This window comes from Luteimonas lutimaris, assembly GCF_039537065.1.
GTDB classification, from domain to species: Bacteria; Pseudomonadota; Gammaproteobacteria; order Xanthomonadales; family Xanthomonadaceae; genus Luteimonas; species Luteimonas lutimaris.
On record NZ_BAAAZU010000001.1, the window covers coordinates 180436 to 196274 of the forward strand.

General features: G+C 69.4%; 20 protein-coding genes and 1 pseudogene. 11 read left to right on the top strand and 10 right to left on the bottom strand.

Annotated elements, in window-relative coordinates:
• Window positions 1-57: 57 nt before the first annotated feature.
• The 3 genes from ABD679_RS00810 to ABD679_RS00820 are packed head-to-tail and all read right to left on the bottom strand — an operon-like array spanning window position 58 to window position 1253.
• Window positions 58-429, bottom strand: coding sequence for a hypothetical protein (locus tag ABD679_RS00810; RefSeq protein ID WP_344758021.1), 372 nt, complete (start codon window positions 427-429; stop codon window positions 58-60).
• A 31-nt stretch (window positions 430-460) separates the two neighbouring features.
• Window positions 461-865, bottom strand: a complete 405-nt coding sequence (locus ABD679_RS00815) for a VOC family protein (RefSeq protein ID WP_344758022.1) — start codon at window positions 863-865, stop codon at window positions 461-463.
• 28 nt (window positions 866-893) lie between these two features.
• Entirely contained in the window at window positions 894-1253 is a 360-nt protein-coding gene (locus ABD679_RS00820; protein ID WP_344758023.1) for a VOC family protein, read from the bottom strand.
• Between the two features lie 173 nt (window positions 1254-1426).
• On the opposite strand from ABD679_RS00820, the gene ABD679_RS00825 reads away from it, so the two are divergent.
• From ABD679_RS00825 to ABD679_RS00845, 5 genes and pseudogenes are all read left to right on the top strand, one after another.
• Window positions 1427-2029 (top strand): hypothetical protein, encoded by a 603-nt coding sequence (locus ABD679_RS00825; RefSeq protein WP_344758024.1) that lies wholly within the window; start codon window positions 1427-1429, stop codon window positions 2027-2029.
• A 150-nt stretch (window positions 2030-2179) separates the two neighbouring features.
• Window positions 2180-2572, top strand: coding sequence for an ArsR/SmtB family transcription factor (locus ABD679_RS00830; protein ID WP_344758229.1), 393 nt, complete (start codon window positions 2180-2182; stop codon window positions 2570-2572).
• Window positions 2569-3108 (top strand): SRPBCC family protein, encoded by a 540-nt coding sequence (locus tag ABD679_RS00835; protein WP_344758025.1) that lies wholly within the window; start codon window positions 2569-2571, stop codon window positions 3106-3108. The genes ABD679_RS00830 and ABD679_RS00835 overlap by 4 nt, the downstream gene beginning before the upstream one ends.
• A gap of 64 nt (window positions 3109-3172) precedes the next feature.
• Window positions 3173-3928 carry a hypothetical protein gene (locus ABD679_RS00840; RefSeq protein ID WP_344758026.1) on the top strand — a complete coding sequence of 252 codons (756 nt, stop codon included), beginning with the start codon at window positions 3173-3175 and terminating at the stop codon, window positions 3926-3928.
• A 55-nt stretch (window positions 3929-3983) separates the two neighbouring features.
• Window positions 3984-4355, top strand: a pseudogene (locus ABD679_RS00845) (GNAT family N-acetyltransferase); the annotation flags it as partial.
• A 17-nt stretch (window positions 4356-4372) separates the two neighbouring features.
• On the opposite strand, the gene ABD679_RS00850 reads toward ABD679_RS00845, so the two are convergent.
• Window positions 4373-4849: an Lrp/AsnC family transcriptional regulator gene (locus tag ABD679_RS00850; protein WP_344758027.1), complete on the bottom strand. Its 477-nt coding sequence runs from the start codon at window positions 4847-4849 to the stop codon at window positions 4373-4375.
• A 124-nt stretch (window positions 4850-4973) separates the two neighbouring features.
• Between ABD679_RS00850 and phhA the strand changes: the two genes are divergently transcribed.
• Window positions 4974-5864: a phenylalanine 4-monooxygenase gene (gene phhA, locus ABD679_RS00855; RefSeq protein WP_344758028.1), complete on the top strand. Its 891-nt coding sequence runs from the start codon at window positions 4974-4976 to the stop codon at window positions 5862-5864.
• Window positions 5865-5901: 37 nt separating this feature from the next.
• Here the strand turns inward: phhA and ABD679_RS00860 are convergent, their stop codons facing one another.
• Window positions 5902-6663, bottom strand: a complete 762-nt coding sequence (locus ABD679_RS00860; protein WP_344758029.1) for a DUF2306 domain-containing protein — start codon at window positions 6661-6663, stop codon at window positions 5902-5904.
• A gap of 146 nt (window positions 6664-6809) precedes the next feature.
• Between ABD679_RS00860 and ABD679_RS00865 the strand changes: the two genes are divergently transcribed.
• The gene (locus ABD679_RS00865; protein WP_344758030.1) at window positions 6810-7952 is read left to right on the top strand and encodes a sensor histidine kinase; all 1143 of its coding nucleotides are present in this window, start codon (window positions 6810-6812) and stop codon (window positions 7950-7952) included.
• Window positions 7949-8617 (top strand): response regulator, encoded by a 669-nt coding sequence (locus ABD679_RS00870; RefSeq protein WP_344758031.1) that lies wholly within the window; start codon window positions 7949-7951, stop codon window positions 8615-8617. Before ABD679_RS00865 ends, ABD679_RS00870 begins: the two co-directional genes overlap by 4 nt.
• Window positions 8618-8842: 225 nt before the next feature.
• Here the strand turns inward: ABD679_RS00870 and ABD679_RS00875 are convergent, their stop codons facing one another.
• Window positions 8843-9526: a helix-turn-helix transcriptional regulator gene (locus ABD679_RS00875; protein WP_344758032.1), complete on the bottom strand. Its 684-nt coding sequence runs from the start codon at window positions 9524-9526 to the stop codon at window positions 8843-8845.
• A gap of 40 nt (window positions 9527-9566) precedes the next feature.
• Window positions 9567-9941 (bottom strand): VOC family protein, encoded by a 375-nt coding sequence (locus ABD679_RS00880; protein ID WP_344758033.1) that lies wholly within the window; start codon window positions 9939-9941, stop codon window positions 9567-9569.
• A 133-nt stretch (window positions 9942-10074) separates the two neighbouring features.
• Between ABD679_RS00880 and ABD679_RS00885 the strand changes: the two genes are divergently transcribed.
• Window positions 10075-11127 (top strand): class 1 fructose-bisphosphatase, encoded by a 1053-nt coding sequence (locus ABD679_RS00885; protein ID WP_344758230.1) that lies wholly within the window; start codon window positions 10075-10077, stop codon window positions 11125-11127.
• Between the two features lie 4 nt (window positions 11128-11131).
• Here ABD679_RS00885 and ABD679_RS00890 read toward each other — a convergent pair whose 3' ends face one another.
• A complete protein-coding gene (locus tag ABD679_RS00890; protein WP_344758034.1) occupies window positions 11132-11530 on the bottom strand; it encodes a YchJ family protein in 399 nt (132 codons plus the stop codon).
• Window positions 11531-11598: 68 nt separating this feature from the next.
• Here ABD679_RS00890 and ABD679_RS00895 point away from each other — a divergent pair, with 68 nt between their 5' ends.
• Entirely contained in the window at window positions 11599-12306 is a 708-nt protein-coding gene (locus tag ABD679_RS00895) for a UPF0149 family protein (RefSeq protein ID WP_344758035.1), read from the top strand.
• Window positions 12307-12312: 6 nt separating this feature from the next.
• Here ABD679_RS00895 and ABD679_RS00900 read toward each other — a convergent pair whose 3' ends face one another.
• Both ABD679_RS00900 and ABD679_RS00905 read right to left on the bottom strand, forming a co-directional pair.
• On the bottom strand, window positions 12313-12750 hold the full coding sequence (locus tag ABD679_RS00900; RefSeq protein ID WP_344758036.1) for a response regulator: 438 nt from the start codon (window positions 12748-12750) through the stop codon (window positions 12313-12315).
• Window positions 12747-13874, bottom strand: a complete 1128-nt coding sequence (locus tag ABD679_RS00905; protein WP_344758037.1) for a PAS domain-containing sensor histidine kinase — start codon at window positions 13872-13874, stop codon at window positions 12747-12749. The genes ABD679_RS00900 and ABD679_RS00905 overlap by 4 nt, the downstream gene beginning before the upstream one ends.
• 94 nt (window positions 13875-13968) lie before the next feature.
• Between ABD679_RS00905 and ABD679_RS00910 the strand changes: the two genes are divergently transcribed.
• A complete protein-coding gene (locus ABD679_RS00910) occupies window positions 13969-15765 on the top strand; it encodes an SLC13 family permease (protein WP_344758038.1) in 1797 nt (598 codons plus the stop codon).
• Window positions 15766-15839: the final 74 nt, after the last annotated feature.

Sequence of the window (15839 nt, forward strand, 5' to 3'; positions counted from 1 at the left end):
ATCGCGGCCATGGCCGCTCCCACACAAGCAGTCGCCACGGCTTGCGGCTAGCCCGCCCTACGGAGCCGCGCGTGCACGAATGACCGCGTCGATGGTGGCGTTGCGGACCTCCTTGCGGAAGCCGTCGACGATCCCGCGCTCGACGGCGCGCTTGTCGCCAATGCCGATCGCGACCTGCTCGTCTTCCTTCGCCAGTTCCGGCGCCAGCGCAACGAGCGCGTCCATCTGCGACTTGCACGCGGCGAATGCGCCGGCCGCCAGTTCGCTCGGCGCGGCCTCGACGCGGTTGGCATAGCGCTGCGCGTACTGTGCATGGCACTCCAGCACCGCGGCTTCGGCCGGTTCACGCGTGTCGGCCTCAGGCGTCGCGGCGTGCGCGGTGGCGGCCAGCGCCAGGGCAACGGGGATGGATGAAATGATCCGGTGCATCGTGTCCTCCTGATGGGTGGATCGGCGCGCGTCAGGCGCCCTCGTTCGCGTCGTCCCAGGCCATGGGCTGCCAGAGTTCGACCTTGTTGCCGTCCGGGTCCATGATCCACGCGAACTTGCCGTTCTCGTGCGACTCCGGGCCACCGACGACGACCACGCCGGCCTCGCGCAACTGCGCCAGCATGCCGTCGAGGTCGTCGACCCGGTAGTTGATCATGAAGGGCGCGTCGCTCGGGCTGAACCACTGGCTGTCCCGGTCCGCGGCGTGCCAGACCGTCAGCCCGCCGTCGTCGGCCTTGTCGTCGGGCCAGCGCAGTACGGCGCCGCCGAAGTCCTCCAGCGGCAAGCCCAGGTGCTGCTGGTACCAGGCCGCCAGCGCCTTGCCGTCGCCCCTGGATTTGAGGAACACGCCGCCGATTCCGGTGATCTTCGCCATTGCATCCTCCAATCCGGTTTCGCGCCGGTCAGGCGCCGGGGGCGGACCAGACGGCAAGCTCGTTGCCGCTGGGCTCGGTGAAGTGGAAGCGTCGTCCGCCCGGGAAGGAGAATATCGGCTTCACGACCTCCCCGCCCGCGGCCTCCACCTTGGCGAGCGTGCCCTCCAGGTCCTCGCTGTAGAACACGATGATCGCACTGCCACGATCGGTGCGCGCCGCGGCATCGGCGCGGAAGAAGCCGCCATCGAGCCCCTGTCCCGAGAACGCCGCGTAGTCGGGGCCGTAGTCCTCGAACTTCCAGCCGAACGCCTGTTCGAAGAAGCGCCTGGTGGCCTGGATATCCCGCGCGGGGTATTCGACGTAGTCGATCTTCTCGTGTGCCGGCATGGTGGCCTCCGGGGCTGGCTTCCCGCGACGCGTGGGTGCCGGGAGTAGTGCCATGATCGCCGACAGGCTCTGCCTGCGCGCTTGCACCCCGGAGATTCGCCTCCCTCCGCCCTTTTCATTGCGGCGCCGCGGCTTGCTTGCAGCCACATCGCGGCCTCTGCACAATCGGTCGCATGCAGCCGCCCCCGGTCGAGCACGTCGATTCGCTCGCCAGCCTGTACACGCATGTCCGGGTCGTGCTGGGCATGGTGATCGGCCTTGGCCTGACCCACCTGCTGCGCCACTTCGCCCGCATCATCGATCGCCCCGTGCGCGAGCGCACCTACTGGGTGCACCTGCTGTGGGCGGTGTCGATGTTCCTGTACCTGCTGCACTTCTGGTGGTGGGAATTCCGCCTCGTCCACACCTTGCACTGGACGTTCCTGCTGTTCCTGTTCGTCGCCCTCTACGCGCTGCTGCTGTACCTGCTGTGCGCGATCATCTTCCCCGACAGCCTCGACGGCTATCGCGACTACGAGGAGTATTTCTACTCGCGCCGGCGCTGGTTCTTCGGCCTGCTTGGCCTGGCCTACGTGGTGGACCTGGGCGACACGTGGATCAAGGGCCTGGCCTACTTCGAAGGCTTCGGCCCGGAGCTGCAGCTGCGCAGTCTTGCCTACGTCGTGCTGTGCGCGATTGCGATGGCGACGCCAAACCGCCGCTTCCACGCCGCGTTCGTGATCGCCAGCCTGGCCTACCAGGCGTCGTGGATCGTGCGGCAGTTCGAGACGCTTTGACGATGCAGCCGCAACGACAGGGCCTGTTGTCCCGCGGCTGCCGCGGATCCGACCGGTTCCCGTGATGCCCGTGACGCGCATGGACGACCCCCCGCACTAAATTCAACCATTCGGTTGACATTTCGGGCGGGGCGGAATAAATTCAACCCAATGGTTGAATTAACTGCCCCGTGCCTGAACGAGCTTTTCCGCGCCCTGTCCGATCCCACCCGACGCGCAATGCTGTGCGAGCTGGCCGAAGGGCCGCGCACCGTCGGCGAGCTCGCCGCCCCCTTCGAGATCTCGCTGGCCGGCGCGTCCAAGCACATCCAGATGCTGGAGCGCGCCGGCCTGATCCAGCGCGACGTGCGCGGACGCGTGCATACATGCCGGCTCGATGCGCGCCCCATGCACGCGGGCGCGGAATGGCTGCGCCACTACGAGCATTTCTGGAACAAGAAGCTCGACGCCCTCGAAGCCATCCTCAAGGCAGAGGACGCCGCGACGCCCGCGAAGCGCAAGCCCGCGCGCAAACCCTCCCCAAGATCGAGGAAACACAGATGAACCGTCCCCTCCAGTCCCGCCCGACCGCGGACTACGCCACCATCACCGCGCCGCAGACCGTGCGCCTGCAGCGCCTGCTGTCGGGCCCGGTCGAACGCATCTGGAACTACCTCACCGACGATGCGCTGCGGCGGACGTGGCTGGCCGCCGGGCAGATGCAGCCCGCGGCCGGGACGTCCTTCACCCTCACCTGGCGCAACGACGAGCTCACCGATCCGCCCGGCAACAGGCCGGAAGGCTTCGACAGCGAAAACAGCCTGCAAAGCACCATCACTGAATACGATCCGCCGCACCGGCTGGCGTTCACCTGGGGCAGCGGCGAAGTCGCATTCGACCTCGAACCGCAGGGCGACAAGGTGCAGCTGACCGTGACCCACCGGGGCATTTCCGACCGCACGAACATGCTCATGGTCGGCGCCGGCTGGCACCAGCACCTGGACACCCTGGTCGCGCGCGCCGGCGGCGGCACGCCGGAACCGTTCTGGGACGGCTGGACCCGCCTGCGCGACGAGTACGACGCGCTCATTCCCGCCTGACCGCCCCTTTCAGCCAGCACGTGTCGCGCTCAGCGACCCCACCGCCCTGCAAGGAAGCCTTGCCATGAAAACGCTGTTCTTGGCCCTGTTTGCCGCCTTCGCCTGCCTGTCGGCGAAGGCGCCTGCCGCGGAACGCGGCGCCGCGCCGCTGCGGCCGATGCCCGAGGCACTGGAAATCCGCTTCGCGCTGAGCGCCGCGCCGCCGGCACTGCGCGGCGACGCCACCGTGTACGTGCTCGATCCCGCCAGCGGCTACCGCCGCGTGCGCGAAGGCCACGATGGCATCGCATGCCTGGTCGAACGCACGCCCTGGGAGATGCGCGAGCTGCGCAACGACGTCTACATCCCGCTGTGCTACGACGCCGCCGGCGACCGCAGCTACCTGCAGGCCAAGCGCGATACCGCCGCCCTGCGCGCGCAGGGCCTGGACGCATCCGCGCTGGCTGCGGAGATGGAGAAGCGCTGGGCCGACGGCAGCTATCGCGTCCCCGCCGGGGCCGGCGTGTCCTACATGGTCGCGCCGGTGATGCGCGCCGTCGGCCCGCCGGACCTGCAGGTGCATACGATGACCATGCCGCACCTGATGTTCTACGCCCCCGGGGTCACCGATGCCGACATCGGCGCAAAGCCCGACCTTGCCGACAAGGCCAGCCTGGCCTGGCCTTTCATCGCCCGCCAGGGCAACGACGCGCAGAGCTACATCATCCAGATGGTCGGCACTGCCGAGAAGGCGGCGATCGTCGCCGGACAACGTGACCTGCTGCGCGAGCTGTGCGCATACGACAAGGTGCTGTGCCTGCCTTCGGCCGGACACTACTGAGGGCGAGCATCGCCCTCAGGGCCGCGCGGTCCGCTTGAACCGGCTATCAGGCGTCATGGCAGTTTCAATTCGTCCTGCCGAGGAAAGCGATACTGCTTTCCTGGCCCGCATCTACAACCATTACGTTGCGCCAACCTGCATCACCTTCGAAACGGATCCAGCCCCCGCCGAAGACATGGCGGGCCGGATATCCGAAGCCCTGGACGCATCGTTGCCCTGGCTTGTTGCCGAGGAATCCGGTCAGGTGCTCGGCTGGGCCCATGCTTCAAAACGGAAAGGACGCTGTGCCTATCGCTTTACGGTCGAGTCCACGGTCTATCTGGATCCGACAAGAACTGGCAGGGGTGTCGGATCCCGGCTTTACGTCGAACTCATTGCAGCCATTCGAACGCTGTCCATGCATGCCGTAATCGGCAGCGTCACCCTGCCCAATGCCCCGCGGCTTCACGCCCCCGGCAGCGGCATCCCGCGGAATGCCTTCACCGTGCGCAGCACGAAACTTGAATTGACGTCGGCGACGCCGGCCTGGGCGAGCAGGCGGTCGAGCAGGAAGCGGGAGAAGTGTTCGAGGTCGCTGACGGCGATCTGCAGCAGGTAGTCCATGTCGCCGGTGAGGGCGTGGCAGGCGACGACTTCATCCCACTCGTTGACGAAGCGGGCGAAGGCGGCGACCGACTCGGCGTCGTGGTGGTTGAGCTGGACGCGGACGAAGGCCTGCAAACCCAGGCCCAGGCGCTCGGGATCGACTTCGGCGCGGTAGCCGGCGATCACGCCGTCGCGTTCGAGCCGCTGCACGCGGCGCAGGCAGGCCGAGGGCGAGAGATGCACGCGCTCGGCCAGTTCGGCGTTGGTCAGGCGGCCGCCGCGCTGGAGTTCGGCGAGGAGCTGGAGGTCGGTGCGGTCGAGTCCGGTGGCGGGCATGACATGCGCGGTTTGACTGTTTGACGCAATGATCTTGCGCCAAGCGCGCAGGATTGCGCAACTTTGCAATCCCGTTGCGCGGTTTGGCGAATAAGGTGAAGAGTCGTACGAAAGGAGATCCGCCATGTCCGCCACCCCGCGCCGCGTCGAGAACCTGCACACCGACAAGGGCAAGGTGCCGGTCTATGCCACCGGCATCGTCGAGCAGCCCTGGGACGACTATTCGGCCGACGACCACGCGACCTGGGCGACGCTGTACGCGCGCCAGCGCGAGATCCTGCCCGGGCGCGCCAGCCAGGCCTTCCTGCAGGCGCAGGACGCGATGGGCATGACGCCCGACCGTATCCCGAAGTTCGCCGAGCTCAACCAGGTGCTGCGCGAGGCCACCGGCTGGACCCTGATGGGCGTGGAGGGCCTGCTGCCGGAACTGGATTTCTTCGACCACCTGGCCAATCGCCGCTTCCCGGTGACCTGGTGGATCCGCCGTCCCGACCAGGTCGACTACATCGAGGAGCCGGACCTGTTCCACGACCTGTTCGGCCACGTGCCGCTGCTGATGAACCCGGTGTTCGGCGACTACATGGAGGCCTACGGCCGCGGCGGGGTGAAGGCGCACGCCATCGGCCCCGACGCGCTGCAGAACCTGACTCGGCTGTACTGGTACACGGTGGAGTTCGGCCTCATCCGCCAGAAGGACGGGCTGCGCATCTACGGCAGCGGCATCGTGTCGTCGAAGGGCGAGTCGCTGCACTCGCTGGAAAGCGCGGCGCCCAACCGCATCGGCTTCGATCTCGAGCGCATCATGCGCACCCGCTACCGCATCGACACCTACCAGAAGACGTACTTCGTGATCGACAGCTTCGAGCAGCTGATGGAGGCAACGGGACCGGACTTCACGCCGATCTATGCGCGGCTGGCGGAGCAGGATTCGATCCCGGCGGGGACGGTGCTCGACACCGACAGGGTGTATCAGCGCGGCAGCGGCGAAGGCTGGGCCAGCGACGGCGACGTGTAGCCGCCGCGCAAGTCACGCGTGCAGGCGGCACGCATCCTCAGGCCACCGATGACGGGGGCGCAGCGGCGGTCACGGACCGCCCCTGTGCAGGACGCGTGTTTTCCTCCAGCACGCCCCGCGGCAGCGCCGCCTGCGCCTTCGTGCCGCCGTACTTGCGGTTGAGCCAGACCGCAGCGGCCACCGCGACCGCGAGCGGGCCGAACCACGCCAGGTACTGCACGACCACCAGGTCCAGCTCCGCGAGCACCGAGCGCAGGCCGATGGAGACGAACGCGATGTGCACGGCGATGCCGTTGCCGATCATCGCGTTGAAGTGTTCCCTGAGCCACCAGCGCGGGTTGCCCGGCGCGCGTCGCCACTGCACGACCGCATCGATGCTGGCCGCCACGCCCACCACGCCGAAGACCTGGAACAGCAGGGCCCCGATCTTCGTGCCCACGATGGCGATGCCCAGCCCGGCCGCGCCGACCAGCACCGCGAACACCCAGTACATCGCGCCGAAGTAGCGATCCCGGTTGTTGCGGTCGCGGATCGCGCGCCAGGCGCTCCAGCAGGCGCTGCCGGTGAGCAGCAGCAGGTAGCCGAGGAAGATCGCCGTCAGCGGGCGGCCGCGTTCGACCAGCGCCATGCTCAGCGGCACGCCGCTGCCCAGCACCGGCAGCATCGCCAGCAGGAAGACCTGGCCGACGCGGCGATGCCGCGGCGTGCCCTTGCGCATCGCGGCGGCGATCCAGTAAGTGGCCAGCGCCACCGTGCCGGCGGCGACGTGGATGAAAAGGAACCAGCGGTATGAGTCCATGGTGAATCCCTCCATTGCCCGGAGGACAGTCTCGTCGCCGGCGCGGCGCGGGCTGAGGTGCCGGCGGTTATCGATCGCGGGTGCCGGAAGTCACTTTCTGCGCGCCACGTCTTGCCCGGCGGCACCCCGGCACGCAAGCTGGCGCCATGCAGAGCAACTGGCACGAACGGGTCGACGGACTGCTGTCGCCGCTGTCGCTGGCGGCCTACGCGGCGTGGGCGGCGGTGTGGCTGGCCGCGGGCGGGGTGATGGCCGGCGACCCGGCGGTGGCCTGGACGCTGCGGGCGGTGCTGGTGCTGTTCCTGCTGCTGTTCGTGTTCGAGCACATGGTGTCCGAACGTCTCGGGATGCGCGGCTTCCTCGCGGTCTGCGCGGCGATGGCAGCGCTGGCGCTGTGGGCCACGGCGATGACGCCGCATGGCCTGGCGATCATCCTGCTGGTGCTGCTGGCAGCGGTGTTCGGCTCGCGGCTGGCGTGGCGCGAGCTGCTGCTCGCACTGGGGCTGGTCAACCTCGGCCTGGCCGCGGTGGTGTGGGCCACCTGGGAGATCCGCACACAGCAGTTCCTGATCATCGTGTGCGCCTACCTCAGTTTCCAGGTCTTCGCCGCGCTGGTGATGCGTTACGCGGTGCAGGCGGAGGCGATGAGCGAGGAGTTGCGCGCGGTGAACGCCGACCTGCTGGCCACCCGCGAGCTGCTGGCCGAAAGCGCGCGCGACAACGAACGCCTGCGGCTGTCGCGCGAGCTGCACGACATCGCCGGGCACAAGCTCACCGCGCTGAAGATCAACCTAGCCGCGCTGGCCCGCGAAGCGCGCGACGACGACGAACGCGTGCGCCTGTGCGCACGCCTGGCCGACGAACTGCTGGCCGAGATCCGCGGCGTGATCGAACAGATGCGCACCGACGACGGCCTCGAGCTGGGCGCGGCGCTCGCCGCGCTCGCCACGCCGTTCCCGCGGCCGCGCGCGCACATCGAGATCGCACCCGCGGTGCGCGTGGCGACGCTGTCGCAGGCCGAGGCCGTGCTGCGCACGGTGCAGGAAGGCCTGACCAACGCCGCGCGGCATTCGCAGGCGCGCAACCTGTGGGTGGTGCTGCGGCGCGAACGCGACACGCTGCAGCTCGACATCCGCGACGACGGCCGCGACAACGGCGCGCCGCTGCAGCCGGGCAACGGCCTGACCGGCATGCGCGAACGCCTCGAAGCCGCCGGCGGCGGGCTGCAGGTGCGGCGCACCGACACCGGCGGCGTGCACCTGCAGGCCTGGCTGCCAGCTCCGGCATGAGCGCGCTTGGCCACGACGCGCAGCGCGCGGACGCCGCGATCCGCATCGCGCTGGCCGACGACCAGGCGCTGGTGCGCAGCGGGTTGAAGGCGCTGCTCAGCGGCTTCGACCGGATTTGCGTCGCGCTCGAGGCGGAGGACGGCGAAACGCTGCTGGCCGCGCTCGCCGACACGCCCGTCGACGTGGTGCTGTCGGACATCCGCATGCCCGGCATGGACGGCTTCGCCCTCGTGCGTGCACTGCGCGAACGCGGCGACGACACGCCGGTGGTGCTGCTGACCACGTTCGACGACGACGCGCTGCCGCTGCGCGCCGCCGAGGCCGGCGCGCAGGGCTTCCTGCTCAAGGACGCCTCGCCCGAGGACCTGTACGACGCCGTCGTGCGCGTGGTCGAGGGCGAAACCCTGCTGCAGCCGGTGAGCACCGACCCGGTGCGCGCGCGCTTCCGCTTCCGCGACGACAGCGCGCCGGTCGACACCTTCAACGAGCGCGAGGTGGCGATCCTGCGGCTGCTCGCTGGTGGTTACTCGAACCGCGAGATCGCACGCTCGCTGTTCCTGGCCGAGGGCACGGTGAAGAACTACGTGTCGGTGATCCTGGACAAGCTGGGAACGCGGGACCGGACGCGGGCGGTGCTGAAGGCGATCACGCTGCGGGTGATCTGAGCAACTGGGGACTGGGGACTGGGGACTGGGGACTGGGGAGGATGGTGCGGCATCCCGCACTCTTTCCGGCGTCATTCCCGCGAAGGCGGGAATCCAGTCCCTCTGTGATCCGACAAAGTATCGGGCACCGATTCCACTGGATTCCCGCCTTCGCGGGAATGACGGCATCCTTCGTGGAACGAAGCTGTCGATCTGGTATGACGACGCCGGTTTTCGCGCAGAACTTCAGCAGGTATCGACCTGGCGCAGGTACGCATCCAGTCCGCGCGCAGGATCGTCGTCGAAGCTGCGCCCGGTTTCGCGGATCCGCGCGATGCGGTCGGGGCGGAAGTTGCGGAAATCGCCGCGCAGCCGGCACCAGGCGCCCAGCGTCCAGACGCCGCCCCAGAAGGCCAGGCACAGCGGCTCGACCTCGCGCGCGGTGACGCGGTCGTCGCCGTCGCGGTAGTCGAGCAGCAGCAGTTCGCGCGCCTCGATCGCGGCATGCAGGCGGTCGACCGGGCCGCGCGTTTCGTGCCGGCCCGGGACCACCGGCGCGAAGATGCGGGTACGGCGGCTGCGGTCGCGCAGTTCCGGCGGCAGCACCGCCTCGATCTTCAGCAGCGCCGCGCGCGCGGCCACGCCCAGGCGCTCGCCGCCGAAGGCGCGCACGAAGCGCGTGCCGACCACCAGGGCCTCGAGTTCGGCGGCGTTGAACATCAGCGGCGGGATGTCCGCGCCCTTGCGCAGCATGTAGCCGACGCCGGCCTCGCCCTCGATCGGCACGCCGGAGACCTGCAGGTCGGCGACGTCGCGGTAGATCGTGCGCAGCGATACGCCGAGGGTTTCGGCGAGGCTGCGCGCGGGCAGCGCGGAACGGCGGCCGCGCAGGGCATGGATGATCAGGAACAGGCGGTCGGCGCGGCGCATGCGGGCGCATGATCCCCTATTCCACGCCCGCGCGGCAGCCTCACTGCTGCGACCACAGCCCGACCCGGTTGCCCTCGCTGTCGCGGAACTGCGCGAACACGCCGAGGTCGTCGTGCAGCTCGGTGCGCGGCACCAGCACTTCGCCGCCCTGCCCCGGCATGCGGTCCAGCACCGCGGACACCGATTCGACCGAAAGGTAGACCGTGGTGCCGGTCATCGACGGCGCCATCTTCGGGTGCGCCACCAGCGCGCCCGACGAATTGGGCTTGCCGGCGTAGGGAAACACGGCCATCTCGTCGTCGGCGAAGCGCTCGCGGGTGAACGGGGCTCCGAGGAGACCTTCGTAGAAGGCCTGGGCGCGGTCGAGGTCGGCCACGGGGATCTCGAACCAGGCGGGGATGTTGGGGTTGAGCATCGGGGACTCCGTCGTCGTGCGGCATTGCACCGGCACAGCCTGCGCCGGGGCTGCTGCCAGCGTGGCGTCAGCACGGCGCATGCGACAATCGCGGCCCCGACCCAGAGGATTGCATGCCGTGTCGCACGATGCCTTGCCCGCGCTTTCGTCCCAGCAGCGTTCGCTTACGCGCTTCCTGATCGAGGCCCAGCGCGAGGGCCAGATCAACGCCGAACTGCGCCTGCTCATCGAGGTGGTGGCGCGCGCCTGCAAGCGGATTTCCGTCGCGGTCGGCAAGGGCGCGCTGGGCGGCGTGCTCGGCGATGCGGTGGCGGCCGGCGGCGACGGCGCCAGCATCAACGTCCAGGGCGAGGCGCAGAAGAAGCTCGACGTGCTGAGCAACGACATCCTGCTCGAAGCCAACGCCTGGGGCGGGCACCTGGCCGGTCTCGCATCCGAGGAGATGGACCACAGCCAGCCGATTCCCGACGCCTACCCGCGTGGCAACTACCTGCTGCTGTTCGATCCGCTCGACGGCAGCAGCAACATCGACGTCAACGTCAGCGTCGGCACCATCTTTTCGGTGCTGCGCAGCCCCGAGGGCGTGGCGGACGTCGGCGACGAACACTTCCTGCAGGCGGGCCGCGAACAGGTCGCCGCCGGCTACTGCATCTACGGGCCGAGCACGATGCTGGTCCTGACCCTCGGCCACGGCACGCATGCGTTCACGCTCGACCGCGAGCAGGGTTCGTTCGTGCTCACCAAACGTGACATGCGCATTCCGGAGGAAACGAAGGAATTCGCGATCAACATGTCCAACCAGCGCCACTGGGAAGCGCCGATGCAGGACTACGTGCGCGACCTGCTGGCCGGCCGCGAAGGCCCGCGCGGCAAGGACTTCAACATGCGCTGGATCGCGTCGATGGTGGCCGACGTGCACCGCCTGCTGACCCGCGGCGGCATCTTCATCTACCCGTGGGACCGCAAGGATCCGTCCAAGCCCGGCAAGCTGCGGCTGATGTACGAGGCCAACCCGATGTCGATGCTGGTCGAGCAGGCCGGCGGCGCGGCGACCAATGGCCGCGCGCCGATCCTCGACGTGGCGCCGGAGCAGTTGCACCAGCGCGTGCCGGTGTTCCTGGGTTCGAAGCGCGAGGTTGAAGAAGCCACCCGCTACCACCTCGAACACGACGCGGCGGCGCAGTAGCCGCTCAGTCCCGGAAGTCGCCGTCCAGGTAGTACCAGCGGCCGCCTTCGCGCACGAAGCGGCTGGCCTCGTGCAGCCGCGCCGCGGAACCGCCGCCGATGCGGTGGCGGGCGACGAATTCGACCACGGCCGCGTCCGGCCCGGCCTGTTCGTGGCGCTTCACGGACAGGCCAAGCCAGCGCACGCGCTCATCGAGGTCGAGCCTCGCCGGGCGCGTGGACGGATGCCAGGTTGCGAGCAAATAGTCGCGCGCGCCATGCACGTAGGCGCTGTAGCGCGAGCGCATCAGCTGCTCTGCGCTGTCCGCGACCGCGCTGCCGGCGAGCAGCGGACCGCAGCAGGCGGCATGGGTCGCGCCGCTGCCGCAGGGACAGGCGCGCGGATCGGGTCTGGACGAAGGCATCCGGCGATTGTCCGCGAGCGCCGCCGACTGCACTACCCTGTGCCCTTCTCCCGCCCGCCGCCACCGCCATGCCCGTGATCCTGTCCGACGACCGCATCGACCGCCTGCAGGACCTGCTCGAACAGCGTGCGGTGCCGTTCGGCGGCCTGGGACTGGAAGGGCTGGACGGCTTTTTCTCGGCGCTGGCCGTCGGGCCGGAGGAAGTCCCGGAACCGGAGTGGCAGGCCGTGGTCTGGGGCGGGCCGGCGCCGCGCTGGAACGACGACGCGGAAGCGGCCGATGTCGCCGCGCTGCTGGCCGAAGTCCGGGAACTGGCGCGCCAGCGCGCCTGCCACGACGGCGACACCCTGCCCGACCGGCTGCTGCCGCTGCTGTGGCTGCCCGAAGACCCGGAGGCCCCGCCGCCGGACGCGCTGGATGCGGGCAGCGAATGGGCCGAGGGCTTCCTGCGCGCGGTCGACCTGCGCGAAGCGGCCTGGGACGAATCGGCGCAGGACGACGAATGGATCGGCGCGATCCTGATCCTGCTCGACCAGCTGTCCACGGGCGAGGTCATCGACCTCGACGCGCCGGACGGTGCGACGACGCCGCTGACGTGGCGCGAACGCATCGACACCATCGCCGCGCTGCCGGGGATGCTGGCCGACCTGCAGCACCACCGCATCGCCCTGCTCACCCCGCGCGTGCCGCTGCAGCGCGCGGACACGCCGGGCCGCAACGAACCATGTTCGTGCGGCAGCGGACGCAAGTACAAGAAGTGCTGCGGGGCCGGGTGACCGCCCTCAACTCTCGCGCGGATGGTTGAGCACCAGCCAGTACAGCCCGACCTGCTTGACCGCCCACACGAACTGCTCGAAATCCACCGGCTTGCGGATGTAGCTGTTCACGCCCAGCGCGTAGCTGGCCTCGACGTCGAACGGCTCGGTACTGGTGGTCAGCACCACCACCGGCAGGCCGCGCGTCTTCTCGTGGGCGCGGATCGCCTGCAGCACCTCGCGGCCGTCGACCTTGGGCAGGTTGAGGTCGAGCAGCACGATCGACGGCAGGTCGTCGGGGTCGCGATCGGCGTACCGGCCGCGCGCGAACAGGTAGTCGAGCGCCTGGGCGCCGTCGTTCACCACCGCCAGGCTGTTGGCCACCTTGGCCTCGGCGAAGGCGATGCGGGTGAGTTCGACGTCGTCCGGATTGTCCTCGACCAGCAGGATTTCTTTCTGGCTCATGCCTGTTGTCCATCCCCCGGCACGGCCGGCAGTTCAACGAAAAAGGTACTCCCTTCGCCCGGTTCGGAGCGCGCCCAGGCGCGGCCGCCGTGGCGTTCGGCGATGCAGCGCACGATCGCAAGGCCGATGCCGTCGCCGCCGCCCTGGTCCGGCCCGTGCAGGCGCTGGAACGGTTCGAACAGCTTGTCGGCGTAGCGCACATCGAAGCCGATGCCGTGGTCGCGCACGCGCAGCACCAGGCGACCTGCGTCCTGTTCGCCGTCGACTTCGATCCGCACCGGGCCGCCGCGCGAGAATTTCCACGCATTGCCGAGCAGCCGGTTCAGCAGCTGGCGCAGCAGGCGTTCGTCGCCCAGCGCCTGCAGGCCGGGCTGGACGTCGATCCGGGCGTCGCGCGCGGCCTCCGGGTCGGCGTCGGCGAGTTCGGCGTGCGCCCAGTCGACCAGCAGGCCGAGGTCGACCGGCGCGCTGCGCAGGCTGGCGCGCATCGCGCGCGAGAGTTCAAGCAACGAGTCGATCAGCCCGGCCATGCGCGCGCTGGCGCCGCGGATGCGCGCGAGATAGTCGCGCGCCGTCTCGTCGAGGCCGTCGCCCACGTGCTCGGCCAGCAGCGATGAAAAGCTGTCGATCGCGCGCAGCGGCGCGCGCAGGTCGTGGGACACGCCGTGGGCAAACGAGGCCTGCAGCCGTTCCATCGAGGCCAGCGCCGCCTCGGTGGCCGCCAGCCGCTGCGCGAGCGCGTCGGCGGCATCCTCGGTCACCTGCACCGACAGCCACGCGACCGAACCGTCACCGGCCTGCATCGGCGCGATGTCGATGGTCGCGGGGACCTCGCGCCCGTCCGCGTGCGCGAACACCACCGCCATGCGCAGCGCCCGCGCGTTGCCGGCAACCAGCGTGCCGATGCCCGCGGCCAGCGCCGGCGCGTCGCGCGCGACGCAGGCCTGCACGGCTTCACCGGCCAGCTGCGCGGCGCTGCGGCCGAGCATGCGTTCGATCGCGGGATTGACCTCGAGCCAGCGGCCGTCGCGGTCGAGGATCGCCATGCCGCGCGCAGACGACGCCATCGCCAGGCGAACCAGGTCGCCAGCCGCTGTTTCGCTGGGGTTCGGAACGGTCGACATCGGGCCAGGTCCTGCGTGCTGTGAAGAAGGTATCAAGCGCGCGTCGCGGCGGAGTGTAGACAATGTGAATGTCCTCGCAGGCACAATGCCGTCCATGGACCTCAACCAGATCCTCTTCCTGCTGATCCTTGCCGGCGGGCTGTACCTGTTCATCAGCGAGCGCGTGCGCATCGACGTCAGCGCGATGCTGATCCTGCTCGCACTGGTCGTGAGCGGCGTGCTCGACAGCGACCAGGCACTGTCGGGCTTCGCCAGCGAACCGGCGATCATCGTCGCGGCGGTGTTCGTGATTTCCGGCGCGCTCGCCGCGACCGGCATCACCGAACACATCGGCCAGTGGATCGGGCGCGCCGCGGGCAAGAGCGAGGCGCGCGCGATCGCGGTGACGATGCCGGCAGTGGCGGCGATGGCCTCGTTCACCCACCACGTGATGGTCACCGCGATGATGCTGCCGATCCTGACCCGTTTCGCCAAGGCGAACGGGCTGTCGGCCTCGCGGCTGCTGATGCCGATGTCGTTCGCCGCCTCGCTCGGCACCACGCTGACCCTGGTCAGCGCCCCTGCATTCCTGCTCGCCGACGACCTGCTCGAACGCTCCGGCGACCGCGGCCTGGACATCTTCTCGATCACGCCGATCGGCATCGCGCTGGTCGTCTTCGGCCTGGCCTACATGCTGGTGGCGCGCTGGATGCTGCCCAAGCGCACCGGCAAGGGTGGCGGCGACGAATACCTGCGCCTGGACCGCTACCGCACCGAACTACTGGTGGTGAAGGACTCGCGCTGGAATACGCGCCCACTGGGCGAGCTGCAGAAGGCCCTTGGCGACAAGTTCCGCCTGATCGCCTGGATCCGCGACGACAAGCGGCGCGCCGACCTGGGCAAGGACAACCCGCTGCTCAGTGGCGACGTGCTGGTGGTGGAAGCCTCGGCCGACGCGCTGGCCTCGCTGCACGACGACCCGGGCATCGTGCTCGCACCTGTTGCGCGCCACGGCGGCAAGGCCGATGACAAGGAAGCGCAGCTGGTGCAGGCGGTGATCGGGCCGGGCTCGGAGTTCATCGGCCGCAGCATCCGCGAGTTGGAATATTCGCGCCAGGTCGATGCGGTGATCGCCGGCCTGTGGCGCCGCGACGGCGAGATCACCACGCGCCTGTCCAATGCGCGCCTGCGCGAAGGCGACCTGCTGGTGCTGTGGGGCAAGCCGGAGGACTTCACCGAGCTGGGCGAACACCACGGCTTCCTGATGCTGGTGCCGTTTGCCGGCGAAGCCAAGCGCCGCGTGCGTGCGCCGATCGCGCTGGCGATCCTCGGCGCGACCATCGCCGCGGTCGTGACCGGCTGGCTGTCGGCACCGATGGCGTTCCTGGCCGGCGCGGTGGCGATGATCGCGCTGCGCTGCGTGGAGATCGGCCACGCCTACCGCAGCATTGACGTGCGCGTGTACGTGATGATCGCCGGCGTGATCCCGCTGGGCATCGCGATGGAGCAAAGCGGCACCGCCCGGCTGCTGGCGGACGGCCTGCTGCCGCTGGTGCACGACTGGCCGGTGCTGCCGATCCTGCTGGTGATGTTCACCGCCGCGGCGCTGCTGACCCAGATCCTGTCGGACTCGGCGACCACCGTGCTGCTGGGTCCGATCGCAGTCGCGCTGGCGCATTCGCTCGGCCTGCCGGCGACCCCGTTCGTCGTCTGCACCGCGCTGGGCGCGGTGGTGGCCTTCCTCACCCCGATCGGCCACCACGGCAACCTGCTGATCCTCGGGCCGGGACAGTACCGCTTCTCCGACTTCATCAAGGTCGGCGCACCGCTGACGGTGCTGCTGGCGTTCGTGTGTGCGTGGATGACGCGATGGCTGTGGCTGGGGGGGCCGCTGCTGCCGTTTGGAGGCTGATGCCAGCCGGCAAGCAGGCTGTTGCTGTTGCTGTTGCCCTCCAGCTTCTAAAGATCCGGCCGCACCTCCGCAGG